Genomic DNA, 18,795 nt, shown 5'->3' on the forward strand with positions numbered 1-18,795 from the left:
CCAATGGAATCCGAAGCGCATATGGCCGATTTGCTGTTGGGCGGCTTTGTCATGCTCGGCGCGGCCCTGGTGATGGTGCTGATCTTCCGGCGGTTCGGGATCGGAGCGGTTCTCGGCTATCTCATCGCTGGTGTCCTGATCGGCCCGCACGGGTTCGAGCTGATCAGCAATGCCCGGACGATCCTGGAATTTTCCGAGATCGGAATCATCCTGCTGCTGTTCATCGTCGGGCTGGAATTGGCACCGGCGCGTCTCATGCGGCTGCGACAGGCGATCTTTGGATTGGGGATGAGTCAAGTGGTGCTGTGCGGCATTGCGCTGTTCCTGCTGATCATGGCGACGACCAATTTCACCCTTGCGGCATCGATCGCGATCGGTCTGCCGCTGGCGCTGTCCTCCACCGCGCAGGTGCTGCCCATGCTGCAATCCTCGGGCAGACTGAACACGCCGACGGGCGAAAAAGCCTTCTCGATCCTGCTGTTTCAGGATCTGTCGATCATTCCGCTTCTGACCATCATAGCGGCTCTGTCGCGCGCACCTCAGGACGAGGGCGGACCGTCCGGATGGATGACCGCGCTTTACGCGATACTGGCGATCGGTGGGTTGATTCTCGCCGGAAGATATCTTCTGCAGCCGCTGCTCAAGGTGATCGGCAGGATTGCCGAACGCGAATTGTTCATCGTTGCCGGGCTGGTGGCTGTTCTCGGCGGCGCAACGTTGATGGAATTTATCGGACTTTCGCCGGCTCTGGGCGCTTTCATTGCCGGGGTTATGCTTGCCAACTCGCCGTATCGCCATGAACTGGAAGCCGATATCGATCCGTTTCGCTCGCTGTTGCTCGGCTTCTTCTTCCTAGCTGTCGGGATGATGCTGGATGTCAATGTGGTCATCGAAAATCCCGGATTTGTGCTCGGGGCGGCAATTGTGCTGGTAGCAGTCAAAATCGCAATCATTTTTGGATTGGGCAAGCTGTTCGGCATGGAGACCAATGCGGCGTTGGCGATGGGCATGTTGCTTAGCCAGGGCGGAGAATTCGGCTTCGTGCTATTCTCCGAGGCGGAAAAGGCGCTTTTGATCGAACCTGAAGCGAGCAGCCTGTTTGGCGCGATCATCACAATCTCGATGGCGACCACACCGTTTTTGATGCTGCTTGCGCGCCGGTTCAGCAATGGTGGCTCCTCGTCATCTACCAATCTCGAGGACCCGGCCAATGCGGACCGGGCATCGGTCATCGTGGTCGGGCAGGGGCGTTTCGGACAGACCGTGTCGCAGATGCTGATGGCGGCCAAGATTCCGCTGACTCTAATTGACATCAAGCCGGAGCAGATCGATCTTCACCAGAGGTTCGGAGCGAAGGTCTTCTATGGAGATGGCACTCGTGTTGACCTTCTGCGACGCGCCGGTGCCGATGATGCGGACGCGATTGTCTTTTGCATGGATGACGGGGATTTCGGACCGGAACAGGCGCGCGCGATCGTGCAGTCCTTTCCGGAAACCAAGATGTTCGTCCGGGTCTATGATCGCCGACAATTGATAGCGCTGAAGGGGCTTGGCATCGTCGGCATGAAACGGGAAATGTTTGAATCCGCGATTCATCTCGCTCGACAGACCATGTTTGCAATCGATCTCGACAGCAGTCTGATCGAAGAGGTGGAGGAAGAATTCCGTCAGCGTGATTGTGACCGGCTAGAGGCACAAATGAAATCGGGCGGAGACATGCTCGCTGGAGCCGAACTCAGATACGAAAATAATCCCGACAGGAAACTCTGACTTTCGACTTGCCGCGCTTGCTCAGGTTGAAGAGTCCAGAAATGCAGCCACGTCATCGAGCTCGACATCCTTCGCCAGAAAGGACTGGCCGATGCCGTTGGCAAGCAGGAAGGGCAGGGTGCCGCCGCTCATTTTCTTGTCGTGCATCATATGCTCGACCAACCGCTGGCCGGAAGTGCGCACCGAAGCGGTGGCGAGGTCATAGGGTAGGTTTGCAGCCTGTAAATGGGCCCTGACACGCTCCGCGTCCGCAATATCGCAATGGCCACGCCGTACCGAATAGGCGAAGGCCAGCGCCATCCCTGCAGCAACAGCTTCGCCGTGCACGAGTTTGTCGGAGAAACCGGTTTCCGCTTCGAGAGCATGCCCAAAGGTATGACCCAGATTTAGCAAGGCCCGACGACCGCTAAGTTCCTTTTCATCTTCTCCGACAATCAGCGCCTTCGCCTGTACGCTATGGATGATTGCCTTGCTGAGGGCATCAGGGTCGCGATCGAGCATCTTGAAGCCATTGGTCTCGCACCAGGCAAAAAAACTGGCATCGTTGATCAAGCCATATTTGACCACTTCGGCATAGCCAGCCCGCAACTCCCGGTCCGGGAGGCTGTTCAGCACAAGCGGGTCGATCAGCACAAAGCGCGGCTGGTTGAAACTTCCGATGAGATTCTTGCCAGCCGAGCAATTGATCGCAGTCTTGCCGCCGACGCTGCTGTCGACTTGTGCGAGCAGGCTGGTAGGGATCTGGACGAACCGGCAACCGCGCTTGACGATCGCCGCGGCAAACCCGGTAAGATCGCCAATGACGCCGCCGCCGAGTGCTACCAGCGTGTCGGAACGTTCTATACCCTGGCTTAGCAACCAATCGGTCACCAGTTCCAGTTGGCGCCAACTCTTGCTCGTTTCTCCCGCCGGCAGGATTTTGACGATAAGCTCGATCCCGCTGTCGTTGAAGGCTCGCTGCAATTGGGGGAGGAGCTGTGGCTCTACATTTCGATCGGTCAAAACGAAAAGCCGTTGGTTGCTTGCGAAAGGGCGCAAATGCTCGGCGGCTTGCGCCAGAGCGCCTGGTTCGACCAAGATGGGGTAGCTATGTTCGCCGAGTTCGACTGTGATCTGGGTCAACGCTGCAATGCCTCAATTATCTTTTCAACGGTTATTTCATGCGGCGAATCATTGCCCATGATATGAATATGCGCGGTGGCGTATACCGGATTGCGGATTTCTGCCAGATCAGCCAAAATTTTTGCCGGATCGCCTGATTTCAACAAGGGGCGGGTGTTGCGCCGGGCGACACGTTTCACCAATGTATCGAGGTCCGCATCCAGCCAGATCGAAAGAGCCTTCTCCTGAATCAGGGCGCGTGTTTCCGGATTCATGAATGCACCGCCGCCCGTTGCGATAATCTGGCGCTCGCCATCCATCAGCCGCGCGATAACGCGCCGTTCGCCGTCGCGGAAATAATCTTCGCCAAAACGGTTGAATATCTCTTCAACCGTAAGTCCGGCCGCCTGCTCGATTTCTTCGTCTGCATCAACAAAGTCCAGACCCAGGCGCTTCGCCAGTCGCCGACCGACCGTGGTTTTGCCCACTCCCATCAATCCGACCAACACAATAGGTCTGTCGGGCACGAAATCCGGCGTTTCACCGGAATTTCCGTCTGATTTGTCGAAAGAGGCTTTTATGTTTTTGTCCATTGGGGCAAAGGCTATACAAGGGTTGGCTACGGGTGCAAATTCCAATGCTGACTCAGCCAGTTTTTTTAACCGTTTGAAAGATTGAGTCTCATTGATGCCGCGTCAGTTGGTTTTTCTTATATTATTCGTCGCAATCCTGATCGGAGCGGCACTGGCTTTGGCCTCGATGGACGTCGAACAGCCGCTACAGCCGGTCGAAAAGCCCGTAATTGGTGATGATTTGCAATAAGATGCAGATGCGGATCAAACATATATCTTTGGCCGCTGTCAGCATCGGCGCGCTTTTCGCGGCAATTCCGGTTTTGGGACAAAATTCTCCGGAGTCACTTTTGCCTCCCGGCTTTGGCGAGCCAGCTCCGGTTCCGACCCCCGCTCCGAGGCCCGCGCCGGAAAGCACGCCTACTCCAGCTCCAGGTCCCGTGTCGGCGCGTCCGGTCAGTCCTCAAACGGTTGCACCATCCGACGACACTTCTGCTGATCGAAATGTTGCGCCAACCGAACTGGATAGATCGTTGCTGGCGCTCGATGAAAACGGGGAACTGGATCTGAATGCGTTGGATGACGCGCTCCAGCCGCAATATGCCCTGTCTGCAGGCGAGCGGCGTTCCATGGCAGAGATCGGAGTTTTGACGCCAAAATATAACGGCCTGCCAAGAGATGCATTTGGCGAAGAAGGCGGGCAATATCTGACCAACTTGATCCGTAACCTGAACGGCCCGATCCTCTCCCGCTGGGCTTCTATTTTGCTTCGCCGCGCCTTGCTGAGCAAGGTGATCAGTCCGGAAAATGTCAATCCTGCGGATTGGGCGGCTGCACGTGCATGGCGCCTGTTGCTTATGGGTGAAGCCGATGCGGCCCGTTCACTGGTCCTCAAAGTGGATGGAGGCAATTTTACACCGCGTCTTTACGAAGTGGCGATGCAGGCGCATCTGGCGACAGCGGATCCTGCCGGAGTTTGTCCTCTGGTTGAAGGCGGAGCCCGGGTCAGTGATGCTCCGACATGGATCATGTTCCGGCCGATATGTGCTTCTCTGACCGGCGAACAAAGCCGTGCGACCAGCTTGTTGCAGCGGGCACGGCGCGACAGGGTTGCCACTGGCATCGATTATTTGCTGGCCGAAAAGACGATTGGGGCCGGTTTCGAAGGTCGACGAGCCGTGACCATCCTCTGGGATGATATTGAGTATTTTAACAACTGGCGTTTCGGTTTGGGCGTTGCGACAGGCGTGGAACCGCCGGACCGCCTCTATGCCCAAGCGGGTCGCCATGTCCAGGGATGGCGCGCTCGTGCGCCGATGCTTTCCATCGATTCCCGGATGAAGGCGGCCGATTACGCAGCCGCGATTGGCGTGTTATCCAGCCAGGCAATGATTGATCTCTATGCTGCTGCTTATGATGATCCCGAGACGGGCGATGACAGAAAGGCTTTGGCTTCTACGTTACGTCAGGCATATACGAATGATACGGCACAATCGCGGTTGGCTGCCATGCGTGATCTGTGGGGACGCTCCAACGGTGCGCTAACGCGATATTCAGCGAAAATACTGACAGCTCGTGCTGCGGCTAAAATCCCGCCGTCGGCTGCGCTTGGCGATGAGAGTTCCGAATTGGTTGCTTCCATGCTTTCTGCTGGCCTGGACCGCAGCGCCGCAAGATGGGCCGATGTAGTTGATCAGGGAAGTGATGCTTGGGCGCTGTTGGCCGTTTCCTCGCCGAGCAACATCACTGTCTCTTATGACGGGCTGGATGATTTTGGAGGCAATGATGGTAGCGACGACCTCCTCCGCAGCAAATTCTTGCTGGCTGCGATCGCTGGCCTGGGAAGAGCTGACCAACAAACGATTGATGACTTTGCAGCTGATCTGGATTTGAACCTGAAGCGGACCACCAAGTGGACGAGGGCTATCCAGTCCGCAGCGCGACGCGGCCAGTCTGGAACGGTGGCATTGCTCGTCGCAGTAGGAATGCAGGGCCGAGACTGGAACGTCATGTCGCCACTGCACCTGTATCATATCATGCAAAGCTTAAAACGCGTCGGTCTTGAGCCCGAAGCGCGCATGATTGCGGCCGAAGCCCTGACCCGGACATAGGCTTTGCTTTATCCGCGCTGAGGTCTATTCGTGCGTGATATGAGCGATGATGCCAATCTGATTGAACGCTTTCTCGAAATGCTCGTCGCGGAAGCAGGCGTATCCCGGCATACGTTGTCGGCTTATCAAACTGATTTGGAGCAGGCCTCAGCCATTTTCGGTGGACGTCTGTCTAGCGCCGATCGTGATGCCATCAGCAGATTGTCATCGCATTGGCGCGCGCTACAGAATAGCACAGTCGCGCGAAAATCTTCCAGCCTGCGACGCTTTTTCGGTTTTCTCGTGGAAGAAGGCTTTCGCGACGATGATCCTTCTGATGCTCTTCCGAGACCCGGACTTTCGAGATCCTTGCCTAAGACCCTCTCTCACGCTGAAATCGCAAGCCTGTTCCAGTTGATTGCAGAAGACCTGGGACGAGCGCCAGTGAAGGCCTCGATGGCCAGACTGGCCGCGATTATGGAGCTTTTATACGGCTCCGGGCTGCGAGCGAGCGAACTTGTCGCTTTGCCGCGATCGTCAATCACCGGCGACAAACCCTTTTTGATCATCAAAGGGAAGGGAGACAAAGAACGGCTAGTGCCGATTTCCCAACAAGCCCGCAGTGCCGTAAGGCGGTGGGCAGAATTTGTTGATCCTCAGGAAAAGTGGCTTTTTCCGTCGCGGACGGGACATATTAGTCGCGTAAGATTGTTTCAGATCATCAAGGAGCATGCTGCGAGAGCAGGCATCAGTCCGGCAAAAATCAGCCCGCACGTTCTGCGTCATGCCTTCGCAACGCATTTGTTGGAAGGCGGCGCGGATTTAAGGGCATTGCAGACGCTGTTGGGGCACAGCGACATAAGCACCACACAGATATATACTCATATCGACAGCACCCGTCTGGTTGAACTGGTGAATAATCGTCATCCATTGGGCCAAGTGGATCTCGCGCGTTGACGTTTTGCTTGTCCGGTTCTAACTCGTTTTTATGACATCTTATCTCGATTTTGAAAAACCCATCGCCGCGCTGGAAGCCCGTATTCTGGAACTCAGAGATACTGCGGATGAAGGCTCTCTTGATATCGAAACGGAAATCGAGAAGTTGCAGGTCAAATCTGCCAAAATGCTGAGCGACACATATGCCAAATTGTCGCCCTGGCAGAAGACGCAGGTCGCTCGTCATCCGGAGCGCCCGCATTTCAAGGACTTTACCGCTGGCCTGTTTGACGAGTTCGTTCCGCTGGGGGGCGACCGGAATTTTGGTGATGATCAGGCAATTATTGGTGGCTTCGCTCGAATGGGAGACCGCCGGATGGTTGTCATTGGCCATGAGAAGGGGGACGACACGGAAAGCCGCTTGCGGCATAACTTCGGAATGGGCAAGCCCGAGGGATATCGCAAAGCCATTCGTCTTATGGATATGGCTGACCGGTTTTCGCTTCCGGTTCTGACACTCGTTGATACATCGGGCGCATTCCCGGGGGTGTCCGCCGAAGAACGTGGGCAGGCCGAGGCGATAGCCCGGTCCACCGAAAAATGCCTTTCGCTCGGTGTCCCGATGGTGGCGATCATCGTTGGGGAAGGCGGTTCAGGCGGAGCTGTTGCGCTGGCTGCTGCAGAACGCGTCCTGATGTTTGAACATGCCGTCTATTCTGTCATTTCTCCCGAAGGCTGCGCATCAATCCTGTGGCGGACGGGAGACAAAGCCGATGTCGCCGCCGATGCCATGCAGATCACAGCCCAAAGCCTTGAAAAGCTGGGTGTCGTTGATCGGATTATCGACGAGCCCGTGGGCGGTGCACACCGCGACCGGACCTTGGCCATCGCATCGCTGGGCAAGGCGATCGAGGAAGAGTTTGAGCAGCTCGGAAAGCTTGATCGTGAAGAGCTGAGACGGCTGCGCCGTGAAAAATTCCTGGAAATCGGTTCGCTTTAAGCACAGAATCCAGCTTTTCCGTCGGCTTTGATGTCGGAAACGTCATTTTACAGGTGGAACTCTTTACCGAGTGATCAGTTCTTATACATTGCGACCATGAGGAGCCTGATATGAGACAATTTTCGACAAAACTGATGAGTGCCGCCGGCGTCATTGCCCTAGTAGCATGTACAGGCAGCGGCGCTGATGCCGGAGCTGTCAATTCGGCGGGAAGTCAGGCCGGCGAGGCGCGGTCGATATCGGCGGCTGAAAAGCGGCAGGGCGCGGAAGCCCATCCTCAGTTGCTGGAAGAATTCGGTGGCGCATATACTGGCCCACAAGTCGGGTATGTCGTGGGAGTCGGGCAGAATATAGCGGTCCAGTCGGGTCTTGGTAACGCTCGCAGCGATTTTACAGTGACGCTTCTCAATAGCCCCGTGAATAACGCTTTCGCCATTCCCGGTGGATATGTCTATCTCACACGACAGTTGATGGCGTTGATGAATGATGAAGCGGAAATGGCAGGTGTTCTTGGCCACGAAGTCGGCCATGTCGCTGCCAGACATAGTGAAAAGCGCCAGAAGGCGGCCACACGCAACAGTATTTTGGGAATTTTGGGACAGATCGGGTCTCAAGTGTTGCTGGGCGATTCCTCTCTTGGTCGACTTGGTCAGCAAATTTTCGGCACGGGCAGTCAGTTGCTGACCCTAAAATATTCCCGCAAGCAGGAATATGAAGCCGACGATCTGGGCATCCGTTATCTGGCTTCGGCGGGATATGATCCTCAAGCCCTTTCATCCATGCTGTATTCGCTGGCGGCACAATCCGCCATTGACGCGCGGGCGGCCGGACGTGATGCCCGCAGTACGCCCGAATGGGCCAGTACCCATCCTGATCCGGCCCGCAGGGTTTCCCGTGCGGCAACCAATGCAAATAAGTTGGCACGATCTGGCGGTGTTCGCAATCGCGACCAGTTTCTGCAAAATCTCGATGGCATAATGTACGGTGATGATCCCAAACAGGGCGTGATCGAAGGTAACAATTTTCTGCATCGTGACCTGAAGCTGAAATTCACCGTTCCAAACGGTTACTCCATGCAAAATGGTGCTCGTGCGGTTTCCATTACAGGTTCCGGGGGGCAGGGCCAGTTTACGACCGCCGCGTATAACGGGAATATGACCACGTATATCGACGCAGCGTTTAAGGGGCTTGCCGGTGAAGGCAAAAGTATATCCTACGGCGATATCCAGGGAACAACGGTCAACGGGCTGCCTGCATTCTATGCGATTGCGAGAGTCGAGAGCAGCAATGGACCGGTTGATGTCACCGTTTTTGCCTATGAATTTTCAAAAAGCAGTGCGTTTCATTTCGCGACGATCGCTCCTGCTGGAAATGCCTCTGTTTTCTCACCTCTATATCAGAGTATGAACAGGCTAACGAGCACAGAGGCAGCCGCTATAAGGTCTCGTAAAGTCGATGTCGTGACGGTCAAAAGCGGAGACACTATTTCTAGCCTCTCTTCGCGCATGGCCTATACCAGCTATCAGCAGGACCGGTTTCTCGTGCTCAATCGCTTGAACGCAAAAGACGGGCTTCGCGTGGGGCAGAAGGTGAAAATCATCACCTATTGAATTCTACCGGCACAAAAAAAGACGGCAGCCGTCAGGCTGCCGTCCCCTTTGCTTGCTTAATCCGAAGATTAGCCAGCCATCGAATTGTCAACTTCGGAGAAGGTGTTGCTGAGGGTGTTACCCAGCTGACCCATTGCAACAATTGCTGCAACAGCGATCAGAGCAGCGATAAGGCCATATTCAATAGCCGTTGCGCCTTCTTCGTTCTTGAACATTTTACGTACGAATTTCATGTCTGGTCTCCTAGATTTGACAAACTTCACTTACCCAATTGGATCCAATTCACATCCAATGTTCAACATCTTAAACCGAAAACCTTACCAAGATTTTAAGCCCGGGACACATTTATGAAACGTCGGTAACCTCATTGGCAACGTCATCCCACATGCCCACTGTCCTGTTGGCGACGCTGGCTACCGATACAATCACGGTGAGTGCTATGAGAGCCAGTATCAATCCATATTCAACAGCGGTTGCGCCCTTGTCGGAAAGATATATTTGTTTCAAAATGTCAAACATGTCTCTCTCAACGCGGATAAAGTTCTGCTAAGTCGTGAACATCCCCTCTCTCACAGAAATGGATTAACAAAATCCTTACATCGCATAAAATAATGGAAAAAAATCCGACAATCCTGTTTGTTGTCGCTGCAGCGTTAGTCGATCAAAATGGCAGAATTCTGGTGCAGAAGCGCCCGGCAGGCAAACCGATGGCGGGGCTGTGGGAGTTTCCCGGCGGTAAGGTTGAAATTGGTGAAACGCCGGAAGCCGCGCTGGTTCGTGAGCTGAAAGAGGAGTTGGGGATCGATGTTGACGAGGCCGACCTGGAGCCTGTCACGTTCGCCAGTGACGCTCTGGGAGCCCGGCATCTGATTCTGCTTCTGTATATCGGTAAAAAATGGTCAGGTGATGTCCGGAGCGCCGAATTGCAGGACGTGCAGTGGCTGGAAATAGAAGCTATCCGTAATCTGCCGATGCCGCCGGCTGATGGTCCACTGGTTCAAAAACTGGCGAACAGGCTTCGCACTTCGGCTTAATCGTCCGGCAGGCGCTTGTGCTCTCCTGATAGCGTCGTGGAGAGTGATACCTGACCGCTTCCCCGGCGCGCGGGTTTAGGCTGATTCGGATGTGGTGACCATGCGCAAAGATATAATAGCGTTACGCACTCAGCGAATTTCCCATCATCTTCTGCCTGTCTTTGATAGAGGTGCTGCAGCCTCCGGTAGACCTCTCGCCCGATAGGAGACGGTCCGCCGGAGAGGATGTTGCTTCCCCCTGCATCCCTGATGTCAGAGACCAGGCGATCGAAGCTGGAATATTTCAGGCGCAAGGAGTCAGTGTCGGCAACCGGCATCGTCAAGCCCGCGCGCGCCATAAGGTCGCCAGCCGTCCGTACGTCGATCTGGGGGTGGACATGAGCCGAAACACGATCTTCCTCGGCCGCCATCAATATTGATTTCAGCGCCAGAAAGCTTTCCGCACAGATAAATGCTGCCAGCATCAGTCCATCAGGTATCAATATTCTGCGAGCCAGAACAAGAGCGCCTGGCAGGTCATTGATAGTGTCGAGAGATCCTATATTGATAATCAGATCAAAACTGTGATCAGCAAAGGGGAGGCGATCATCGTCACAGATTACATCGCCACATGTTTTCGCCAAAACCGTGCTGGAATCCGCGACGATCACAGAAATGCCGCGCGCCTGAAGCTCAGTGCGCAGCATCGGAGCGGGCAGTCCGATCACGAGGGCACGCCGAAAATCGCGTTTCACCACTTCGAGACGCTCCAGAATTTCCTCGGTCATGAGATGGGAAAAGAAATCGTCGCCATTCGCCCGCGCATAGGCGCGATCACGCACCGTGCGACGCCGTTTGCGATCAAAAACTTCGGGATAATTGACTGTATCGGTCATAGGGTCTTGCGGCTTTAGGAGCGCCAGACAAAAAGATCAAATGCCGTTACGAGCGCTATTTGGACCGATTGTAGATTTTGCCTTGCCACCGAGATGCCCAATCTGTGGCGTCACTGTGGTAGGAGACAATCGTTTCTGCTTGTCTTGCTGGCAGCAACTCGACTTTCTGGCAAAACCCTGGTGTACGGCTTGCGGCATACCCCTGGTTTTCGAGCATCCTGGCGAGAATCTCTGTGTGAAATGTCTGGTGGACAAGCCTGACCATGATGGGGTGCGAGCGGTTGTGCGCTATGACGATCTGAGCGCGTTGATTGCGATGCGGCTCAAATATGGCACGCGACTGGGTCTGGCGAAGCTGATCGCTGGACATCTGCAAAAATATGTTGCGGATTGCCATGAAGGATCGATCATCGTGCCGGTGCCGCTCCATCGATCGCGGCTATGGCGACGCGGGTTCAACCAATCGGTTTTGATCGGCCGGGAACTCGCCCGCAATTCGGTGATGATCATGGACTATGATGTAATTATCCGCAGCAAAGTCACTCCGCCGCTGAGAGGCATGAGTGGCACGCAGCGTCGAAGAATTGTTGATAAGGCGTTCGAGCTGCGGCCGGATGCCCGACTTGCGCTCGCCGGTAAATCGGTAGTGCTGGTCGATGACGTTTATACCAGCGGATCGACTAGCAATGCCTGCGCGCGGTTGCTGAAAAAAGCGGGAGCCAATCAAGTGCTCGTTTTCTGCTGGGCACGGGTTATAAGCAAATCGGAACATGTCTGAAATTCTGGGCCCATTGCCACCGCTTGAAATTGTTGCGCGAACAGCCCATTTGCAGACTCAGGCTAGAGAGAATATAATATGGCTAAAGTTGAAATATATACCAAATTTACCTGTGGCTTCTGCTTCCGCGCCAAGGCCTTGCTGGAGGGTAAAAATGTCAGTTTTGAAGAAACGGATATCAGCATGGGCGGCGAAAAACGTGAGGAAATGATCCAGCGTTCGGGCGGCAGAATGACGGTTCCGCAAATTTTCATCGATGGCCGGCATATTGGCGGATCGGATGATCTCGCTGCGCTCGACCGGTCGGGCGAACTCGATGCGCTTTTGGCAGGCTGAACCGGTTTGAAAATCGCGCTGGCCCAGATGAACAGCGGCATTGTCCCTGTGGAAAATGCCGATCGGCTTCGTTCGCTGATAGCGGATGCCGCAGCCGCAGGTGCTACAGTCATCTTTACTCCCGAGATGAGCGGACTGCTGGACCGGGATCGTTCACGCGCGGCAGCTTCGATCCGAAGTGAATCGGATGATGCTGTTTTAGCAGCCGTTCGATCCGAGGCAAAAAAGGCCGGAATGTGGGTGCAACTGGGGTCTCTGGCGATCACTAGCCCCGACGACCCTGGCGGGAAATGGATCAACCGCTCCTATCTGATTAATCCTGCGGGCGACATTACGGCGCGCTATGACAAGATCCATCTGTTTGACGTCGATTTGGGTCCGGAGGAGTCGCAGCGGGAGTCTTCTGCTTATGCCGGAGGTCACAATGCAGTGGTTGCGGCAGTCCCCGAAGCTATGCTGGGAATGTCGATTTGCTATGATCTGCGGTTTCCCGGGCTTTATGAAGCACTGACCAACGCTGGCGCTGATATTTTGTCGGTGCCAGCGGCCTTTACCGTCCCCACCGGGCGGGCCCATTGGCAGATACTGTTGAGGGCGCGCGCCATCGAGGCGGGTGCCTTCGTGGTTGCGGCGGGGCAATATGGCCAACATGAAGATGGTCGCTCGACCTATGGTCACTCGATGGTGATCGATCCGTGGGGAGACATATTGCTCGACATGGGCGAAGGGGAAGGGCTGGGGTTCTGTGATCTGGATATGAAGAAAGTGCAGGAGGTGCGCTCTCGGATTCCCGCTGTTGCAAATCGCAAGAGATTCGAATTGCCGGTAACGGACGCATGATTATTTTTGACCTAATATGTGCGGATGGTGAGCATCGTTTCGAGGGCTGGTTCGGATCCTCGAGCGATTATGCTGATCAGCAGGCCCGCGGCTTGCTGGACTGCCCAATATGCGGCAGCCGCAATATCTCGAAGGCTGTGATGGCGCCGAATCTTGGCCGGAAAGGTAATCAGGAGCCAGCGGCGGCCGTGTCGGCGGAGAATCGGTCCGAACCGCCGGTCACCCCCAGACCGGTTGCCAATGAAGTGGCCGTGCCGGCCGAATATGTGGAGGTGATCGGAAAATTGGCAAAGGCGCAAGCAGAGATGCTCGCCAAATCCGAATGGGTCGGTGACAAATTTGCCGACCGAGCACGGGACATCCACTACGGGGAAGCGGAGGAAAAACCGATACATGGTACGGCCTCTCTCGAGGAAGTCGATGAACTGGCGGAGGAAGGTATTGCGGCGCTGCCGTTGCCTCTTCCGGTCTTACCGCCGGAATCCAAAAATTGACGGTGGCGCGCTCCCATCGATGCCGCTAAACCTTCCTCCACCAAGCGCCCGTAGCTCAGTCGGATAGAGCATCAGATTCCTAATCTGGGGGCCACAGGTTCGAATCCTGTCGGGCGCACCATGATTTCAATGACTTAGGAGAAATTACCCATTGGCAGTATAATTCCAGCAAGCAGATAGCAATCATAACACGCTTACTTGGAAGCTAAAGGTGAATGTAAAGTTCGATCGAGGAAATCATGGGAACAGGTATCAAAGAATCTAGGGCAGCAGCGATTGGGGGGCTAATTGCCAGTTTCTTTTGTGCTCACCGCCCGAATTCAGCAGCGAATCGAAGCCGCAGTGGATGCAGGATAGTATAATATGAATGACAGATCTCTCTCATTTTCGCAACGTAATAGCTTGGTGGATATCCCGCCTCAGATGCAGTTGGCCGAAATTAACCTAGCAATGCGAGCAAAGTTGTGGAGAGCTTTTCGCTTGTCATTGCAAAATGAAAAGAAAACCATGTCAAGCTATTTTGCCTTTGGAAATCAATGGACAGAAATTTGGGAAGATTGGCTAGTTGATCGCTGCGGAGAGTTTATCGATTCGAATACTTTTAAATTAGGCCAGCATAGCCTGAAAATACGAGAGCTGGTTGAAACCTCAGTGTATTATCGCCTTCTTGATTTTCTAGAGTTTGTTTACAATCATCATGCTACGCCGCTTTATTTATTATCGGACATGGAAACGATATTTGATCAGTGTCGGCCTGCCTATCGGTTTGTGAGCGGTATGTTAGTTCCGATTGCAGATGAAAATGAAATTCAGGGTGTCGAAACTGCCTTGAGCGAAATCCGATTGACTGATGCAGCGGGTGTAAAAGCTCATCTAACCAAAAGTGCTAAAATGCTTAGGGATGGAGATTGGGCTACCTCGATCCGTGAAAGCATAACCGCGGTCGAGTCGGCTGCGAGGAGTGCTGCTCCCGGCACCAAAGATCTAAAATCAGCATTGAGCGAACTGGGCAAAGCTGGTCATCTGAAGCACAAAGCTTTGCAGAGTGCGTTAAACCAGCTTTATGGTTATACATCGGATGAACAAGGTATAAGACACGCATTGGTGTTCAAGGGGGAAGCCGACGCGGATGAAGCAGAAGCGGTGTTTATGTTTGGAGCCTGTGCTTCATTTGTCTCCTACCTATTGAAGCTATCCAACTCGAAGTGTTGAGGATTAATATTTTACGGGTCCTACGCGTTCAACTTTTGTTCCCTATGCGCTGAGAAACCCCATTTTTTAGGCCACCCTCCCTCTCAGGATGATCGAATAGTTACAAGTTACAGTTCAAGTCTATTGGTTTTCCGCCAGAAACAGGCTATGTAAGATCGCGTTGTGGCAGACATTTTTGAGGGCTCGTTCCCATGCCACAATCAACTCAGTTTCCCGCTTTCCTGAAACTTCAATACGATGAGAACGGCGCAACCGCGAAGTTTGAACGTGATATTCGTTCGGCGGCGCAATCAGCCGAGACAAAATTCAAAGCCAGCGCTGCAGCGATTGATAAAGCCATTGATCAAGCATTGAGCCGGCCTCGCAACTTGGAGGGAGCGCTGGATCTCGGCGTTCCGCAACTCAGGGAAGCGGCCCAAGCTGCCAAAGCGAGGGCGGCGGCAGCCGAAGAGATGTCTCGGGCGGTGCGCAGCGCAGCGTTGGCAGAGAACGATTTCAGTCAATCCTCCCGGCTAAGCCAGGCCGCGGCGAACGCTCTTGCCGTCGAACAGCGCGAGGCGGCCCGTGCGGCCATGTCTCAGGCAGCCGCGGCCGAACAGGTGCAAGCGCAGCTAAACAGACAGGCTAAAGCCACAACCTCGCTCGCTGTTTCGACGCGAAATTCCAATCTTGCGATGACCACTGGTGCCAAATCGCTTGGCGCCCAACGCTTCGCCATGGTCCAAGTTGGTCAGCAGTTGCAGGACGTGACGGTCGGCTTCGCTTCCGGTCAACGAGCCGCCACGATCTTTGCCCAGCAGCTCCCGCAATTAGGCTTCGCTCTCAGCGGGTTGCAGGGACGCCTTGGGGCAGTAGGATCCTTTCTCGCAGGTCCTTGGGGCGTGGCGGTCTTTGCCGCAACCACGGCGGCCGGCTTTCTCATTCAGGAACTATATTCGAGCGGGGAAGCTGCCGAGGCAGCCGAACTTGCTGCAAACGGTCTTTCTAGCGCTCAGTCGGTTCTGGGTGAAACTTTCGACCAAACGAGCGGAAAAATTGCAAGCCAAAATGCGTTGCTGATAGCCAACGCCCGGCTGCAGGCAATCAATCTTCGCAGCGAAGCGCTAGCGGCTCGAGAACGGGCCCGGAGCGTTTCTGAAGGCGCTGGTAATCTTGGTATCGGCAAAATTGCAGGCAAGTTATTCAGTGGCGATATCAGCCCGATCGGCGTCGAAGAAGCGACAGCGATCAACCAGTTCCGGGACGCTCTCGCTATCGACAACAAAGCGGAACGAAACAAATCACTTGTCGACATCTTGCGCAAAAGCGAGAGCCTGAATTTCAACGATATCGGGGTTTCTGCGAAAGACTTTCGCGAAGCAATTGTCGGTCAAATTTCAGCCGATGAGAAGGACAAAATCGCCGGCCTGATTGATGAAAGTCTGAACAGCGGTCGTCTCTCGTCCGAGTTCCGCAGAACTGGCTCAACGAAGACCAAAAGAGGCGGAAATGATGCGGAGCGAGAAGCCAAAGCCGCAGCGCGCGAAACGGCCCGCCTTGCATCCCTGTCTGATCAGGCAGCGGTATCCATCGCCCGCGTCAATGAACAGTTTGATGACCAGCCCCGGCTCGTCGACCGCTCCGCCCAGGCCGTCCGGAAACTCGACGGCATCATTGCCGAACTGAGCGATCCGAAGAACGCCGGCACACCGCGGCTTAAGGAATTGATCGCGGAAGCGCAGGAAGCCCGGACCTTTGCCGCCAATGCGGTTAACACCGAAATCAGCCGATACGGTGAGGAAAACGAGAAAAATCTCGAAATCATGTCGCTGCAAGCGGCTGGCCTGTTCGATCAGGCTGAGATATTGCAGGAAATCAACCGGCTCGACGAACGGCTGGGATTGACCAGTAATCTTGAAAAACAACGCGAAATAGCGATTGAAGCCAGTAATATTCTGGAAGACGAAACTGCTACCACTGTCGAGCGTGAAAAGGCGACCAAGGCGCTCGAAGACAGCGCTGCTGCGATTGCAAAGATCAACGGTCAGCAATCTAAAATCCGCACCGAGGCCGAAAATTATGTCGCACAACAGAAAGAACTAACGCAACTCACCCGGCGCCAAACGGATGCGCTCAACGATCAATTGCAAGTCGCCGGCTCGATCCGGCAATCTCTCACCGGATTGCTGACAGGTACGACAAGCGGAGGCGATTTCCTGAAAGACCTCCGTGCTACGTTCGCTGAATTGCAGGGTAAGCGGCTATTCGACGCAGTATTTGGGGATGCGTTTGATCAAATCGAAGCACAGCTCAACAGCGATACCCCGCTCGGCAAGGCGAATTCCAGACTGGTGAAAGAGGTCGATCAAACGGCCCAATCTGCTAATTCGGTGTCCAAGTCTTTCGATTATGTAGCTGATGCTGCCAATGCCGCAGCGTCGAAGTTGCATGGCATCACCAGCCCGGTGCCGATCGGAACACCGGGCGCCGCGAACGACAATCGAGTTATCGAAGTCGACGGGATCAGAAAAGCTATAGCGATTGATGTCCGGTCCATTTCCCAGTTATCGGACGAAATGGCCGCTGGCATCGTGGGGCCGCTCGCCGGATCGCTGGATGAAATATTTGGCACCCGGTTCAGCCAGCAACTCACCGGTGCTTTGTCATCGGCACTCAGCGGCTATCTGCAGGGTGGAGAAGTTGGCGGTGTCCTTGGCGGCCTGCAGGGCATCACGAAAGTTCTCGGCGAAGAAGGCGTGATCGGCGAGGGAATTGCAAAATCCCTGAGCGAATCCCTTGGTGGCGCCGTTGGTGGAGCTGGAACGGGTACTCAGATAGCCGGCATTGCAAAAGCACTCGGGCTTGGCGGCAATTTCTCCACGACCGGTTCCCAGATTGGCGGCGCGATCGGGTCTTTCGTCCCTATCCCCGGTGGCCAGGTCATCGGGTCGGTGATCGGCGGTCTTATCGGTGGTCTGTTCAAGAAAACCGAAAAGGGATATGCTCGGGCGTCGATATCAGAGAGCGGCGAACTGGATTATGAGCTCGCCAAAATCAGCGGCAAAGGCCGAGCAGACACAGCAACCAGTCAGGCCAACGCATTGTTCGAGGGATTGAAAAACATCTCCGATCAGCTCGGCGGGTCGCTGAAAGGCGGTTTTACGCTTGGCTCTATCGGTACATATAAAGACAGATACAGCTTCGATCCGACCTTTGGCAGTTCGTCGGACACACAATATTATGACAATGCAGAGGACGCTATTCGGGCCGGCATTATGGATGCTATCGATCGCGGTGTCATCGACGGCATCCGGCAATCCACGCAAAACTTGCTCAAAGCCGGCTCCGATCTTGAATCTGCATTGCAGGATGCTCTGACCTTTCAGAATGTGTTCACCCGCCTGAAGGCGCATAAGGACCCGGTTGGCGCGGCGCTCGATAATCTGGACCGTGAATTCGAGGCATTAGTCAAACTATTCGATAAAGCCGGTGCTTCCGCTCAGGAATATGCAGAGCTTGAAGAGCTATATGGGATTGAACGTGCCCAAGCGGTCAAAGAGGCTTCGGAGCGCATTACCGGCTTACTCAGAGACTTGTTCCGCGACCTCACCATCGGAGACAGCGGTTTGTCTCTCAGGACGCGCCTGGGCAACGCACAGGCCGAATATGATCCACTTGCTCAACGTGTCGCGGCCGGAGATATCACCGCCTATGATGATTACGCTGATGCGGCCCGCAATCTTCTGGATCTACAGCGTGAGGTATATGGTTCATCCGAGGAATATTTCCGCCTGCTGGATGAAGTGACCCAACTCACGAAATCACGGATCGATGAGGAATCCAATATCGCTTCTATTGCGGTGGATCGCGACACGCCGTTCACGGTCGACCAGACACCGGTGGTCAACGCGATCAATTATCAGACCGACCAGTTGATAAGCTACCTTGCGGCCATCGCGAAGAACAGCGGCGCTTCAGGTAGCGGCGGTGGCGGCGGAAACGGTCAAGATCCAGTTCCGGCAAGCGTAGCTAATTTCTAAACAATGCGGCCCCTCTAACCCGCAGATCAGAGGGGCCGATTCCGTGATGTTGCGGCAGCTAATCACGAAATTAGGCCCGCACGGGACTGACACCGCGCGGGCGGCCGAGGGAGAGGAGGACTAAAACC

The 18,795-nt window shown here is 54.7% G+C and carries 17 protein-coding genes and 1 tRNA gene; 13 read left to right on the forward strand and 5 right to left on the reverse strand.

Features of this window, described 5'->3' with window-relative positions; all coding sequences use genetic code 11:
- Positions 1-3: 3 nt before the first annotated feature.
- Complete coding sequence (locus SPHFLASMR4Y_RS00930; RefSeq protein WP_089131886.1) at positions 4-1,770, forward strand: monovalent cation:proton antiporter-2 (CPA2) family protein; 1,767 nt, start codon at positions 4-6, stop codon at positions 1,768-1,770.
- A 21-nt stretch (positions 1,771-1,791) separates the two neighbouring features.
- Here the strand turns inward: SPHFLASMR4Y_RS00930 and aroB are convergent, their stop codons facing one another.
- The gene (gene aroB, locus SPHFLASMR4Y_RS00935) at positions 1,792-2,892 is read right to left on the reverse strand and encodes a 3-dehydroquinate synthase (protein WP_089131887.1); all 1,101 of its coding nucleotides are present in this window, start codon (positions 2,890-2,892) and stop codon (positions 1,792-1,794) included.
- Entirely contained in the window at positions 2,889-3,365 is a 477-nt protein-coding gene (locus SPHFLASMR4Y_RS00940) for a shikimate kinase (RefSeq protein ID WP_260807132.1), read from the reverse strand. The genes aroB and SPHFLASMR4Y_RS00940 overlap by 4 nt, the downstream gene beginning before the upstream one ends.
- Before the next feature lie 611 nt (positions 3,366-3,976).
- On the opposite strand from SPHFLASMR4Y_RS00940, the gene SPHFLASMR4Y_RS00950 reads away from it, so the two are divergent.
- The 4 genes from SPHFLASMR4Y_RS00950 (at position 3,977) to SPHFLASMR4Y_RS00965 (ending at position 9,079) form a co-directional block, all read left to right on the forward strand.
- Positions 3,977-5,554, forward strand: a complete 1,578-nt coding sequence (locus SPHFLASMR4Y_RS00950; RefSeq protein WP_089131890.1) for a hypothetical protein — start codon at positions 3,977-3,979, stop codon at positions 5,552-5,554.
- A 39-nt stretch (positions 5,555-5,593) separates the two neighbouring features.
- Entirely contained in the window at positions 5,594-6,490 is an 897-nt protein-coding gene (locus SPHFLASMR4Y_RS00955) for a tyrosine recombinase (RefSeq protein WP_089131891.1), read from the forward strand.
- Between the two features lie 31 nt (positions 6,491-6,521).
- Positions 6,522-7,469 carry an acetyl-CoA carboxylase carboxyltransferase subunit alpha gene (locus SPHFLASMR4Y_RS00960; RefSeq protein WP_089131892.1) on the forward strand — a complete coding sequence of 316 codons (948 nt, stop codon included), beginning with the start codon at positions 6,522-6,524 and terminating at the stop codon, positions 7,467-7,469.
- A 110-nt stretch (positions 7,470-7,579) separates the two neighbouring features.
- A complete protein-coding gene (locus tag SPHFLASMR4Y_RS00965; protein WP_089131893.1) occupies positions 7,580-9,079 on the forward strand; it encodes a M48 family metalloprotease in 1,500 nt (499 codons plus the stop codon).
- Positions 9,080-9,147: 68 nt separating this feature from the next.
- Here the strand turns inward: SPHFLASMR4Y_RS00965 and SPHFLASMR4Y_RS00970 are convergent, their stop codons facing one another.
- Positions 9,148-9,312 (reverse strand): Flp family type IVb pilin, encoded by a 165-nt coding sequence (locus SPHFLASMR4Y_RS00970; protein ID WP_089131894.1) that lies wholly within the window; start codon positions 9,310-9,312, stop codon positions 9,148-9,150.
- Positions 9,313-9,424: 112 nt separating this feature from the next.
- Entirely contained in the window at positions 9,425-9,598 is a 174-nt protein-coding gene (locus tag SPHFLASMR4Y_RS00975) for a Flp family type IVb pilin (RefSeq protein ID WP_089131895.1), read from the reverse strand.
- Between the two features lie 92 nt (positions 9,599-9,690).
- On the opposite strand from SPHFLASMR4Y_RS00975, the gene SPHFLASMR4Y_RS00980 reads away from it, so the two are divergent.
- Positions 9,691-10,113, forward strand: a complete 423-nt coding sequence (locus tag SPHFLASMR4Y_RS00980; RefSeq protein ID WP_089131896.1) for a (deoxy)nucleoside triphosphate pyrophosphohydrolase — start codon at positions 9,691-9,693, stop codon at positions 10,111-10,113.
- Here the strand turns inward: SPHFLASMR4Y_RS00980 and SPHFLASMR4Y_RS00985 are convergent.
- Positions 10,110-10,880, reverse strand: a complete 771-nt coding sequence (locus tag SPHFLASMR4Y_RS00985) for a methyltransferase domain-containing protein (protein ID WP_186266003.1) — start codon at positions 10,878-10,880, stop codon at positions 10,110-10,112. The genes SPHFLASMR4Y_RS00980 and SPHFLASMR4Y_RS00985 overlap by 4 nt on opposite strands.
- A gap of 148 nt (positions 10,881-11,028) precedes the next feature.
- Between SPHFLASMR4Y_RS00985 and SPHFLASMR4Y_RS00990 the strand changes: the two genes are divergently transcribed.
- The 7 genes from SPHFLASMR4Y_RS00990 (at position 11,029) to SPHFLASMR4Y_RS01020 (ending at position 18,667) form a co-directional block, all read left to right on the forward strand.
- Complete coding sequence (locus SPHFLASMR4Y_RS00990) at positions 11,029-11,766, forward strand: ComF family protein (RefSeq protein WP_089131898.1); 738 nt, start codon at positions 11,029-11,031, stop codon at positions 11,764-11,766.
- A gap of 78 nt (positions 11,767-11,844) precedes the next feature.
- Positions 11,845-12,102, forward strand: coding sequence for a glutaredoxin 3 (grxC, locus tag SPHFLASMR4Y_RS00995; RefSeq protein WP_089131899.1), 258 nt, complete (start codon positions 11,845-11,847; stop codon positions 12,100-12,102).
- A 6-nt stretch (positions 12,103-12,108) separates the two neighbouring features.
- Positions 12,109-12,942: a carbon-nitrogen hydrolase family protein gene (locus SPHFLASMR4Y_RS01000; RefSeq protein ID WP_089131900.1), complete on the forward strand. Its 834-nt coding sequence runs from the start codon at positions 12,109-12,111 to the stop codon at positions 12,940-12,942.
- Positions 12,939-13,436, forward strand: coding sequence for a DUF1178 family protein (locus SPHFLASMR4Y_RS01005; RefSeq protein WP_089131901.1), 498 nt, complete (start codon positions 12,939-12,941; stop codon positions 13,434-13,436). The genes SPHFLASMR4Y_RS01000 and SPHFLASMR4Y_RS01005 overlap by 4 nt, the downstream gene beginning before the upstream one ends.
- A gap of 44 nt (positions 13,437-13,480) precedes the next feature.
- A tRNA-Arg gene (locus SPHFLASMR4Y_RS01010) sits at positions 13,481-13,557 on the forward strand.
- A 242-nt stretch (positions 13,558-13,799) separates the two neighbouring features.
- The gene (locus SPHFLASMR4Y_RS01015) at positions 13,800-14,648 is read left to right on the forward strand and encodes an AbiJ-NTD4 domain-containing protein (protein ID WP_145955421.1); all 849 of its coding nucleotides are present in this window, start codon (positions 13,800-13,802) and stop codon (positions 14,646-14,648) included.
- A 191-nt stretch (positions 14,649-14,839) separates the two neighbouring features.
- A complete protein-coding gene (locus SPHFLASMR4Y_RS01020; protein ID WP_089131903.1) occupies positions 14,840-18,667 on the forward strand; it encodes a hypothetical protein in 3,828 nt (1,275 codons plus the stop codon).
- Positions 18,668-18,795 lie beyond the last annotated feature (128 nt).

This window comes from Sphingorhabdus sp. SMR4y, assembly GCF_002218195.1.
Classification (GTDB): domain Bacteria; phylum Pseudomonadota; class Alphaproteobacteria; order Sphingomonadales; family Sphingomonadaceae; genus Parasphingorhabdus.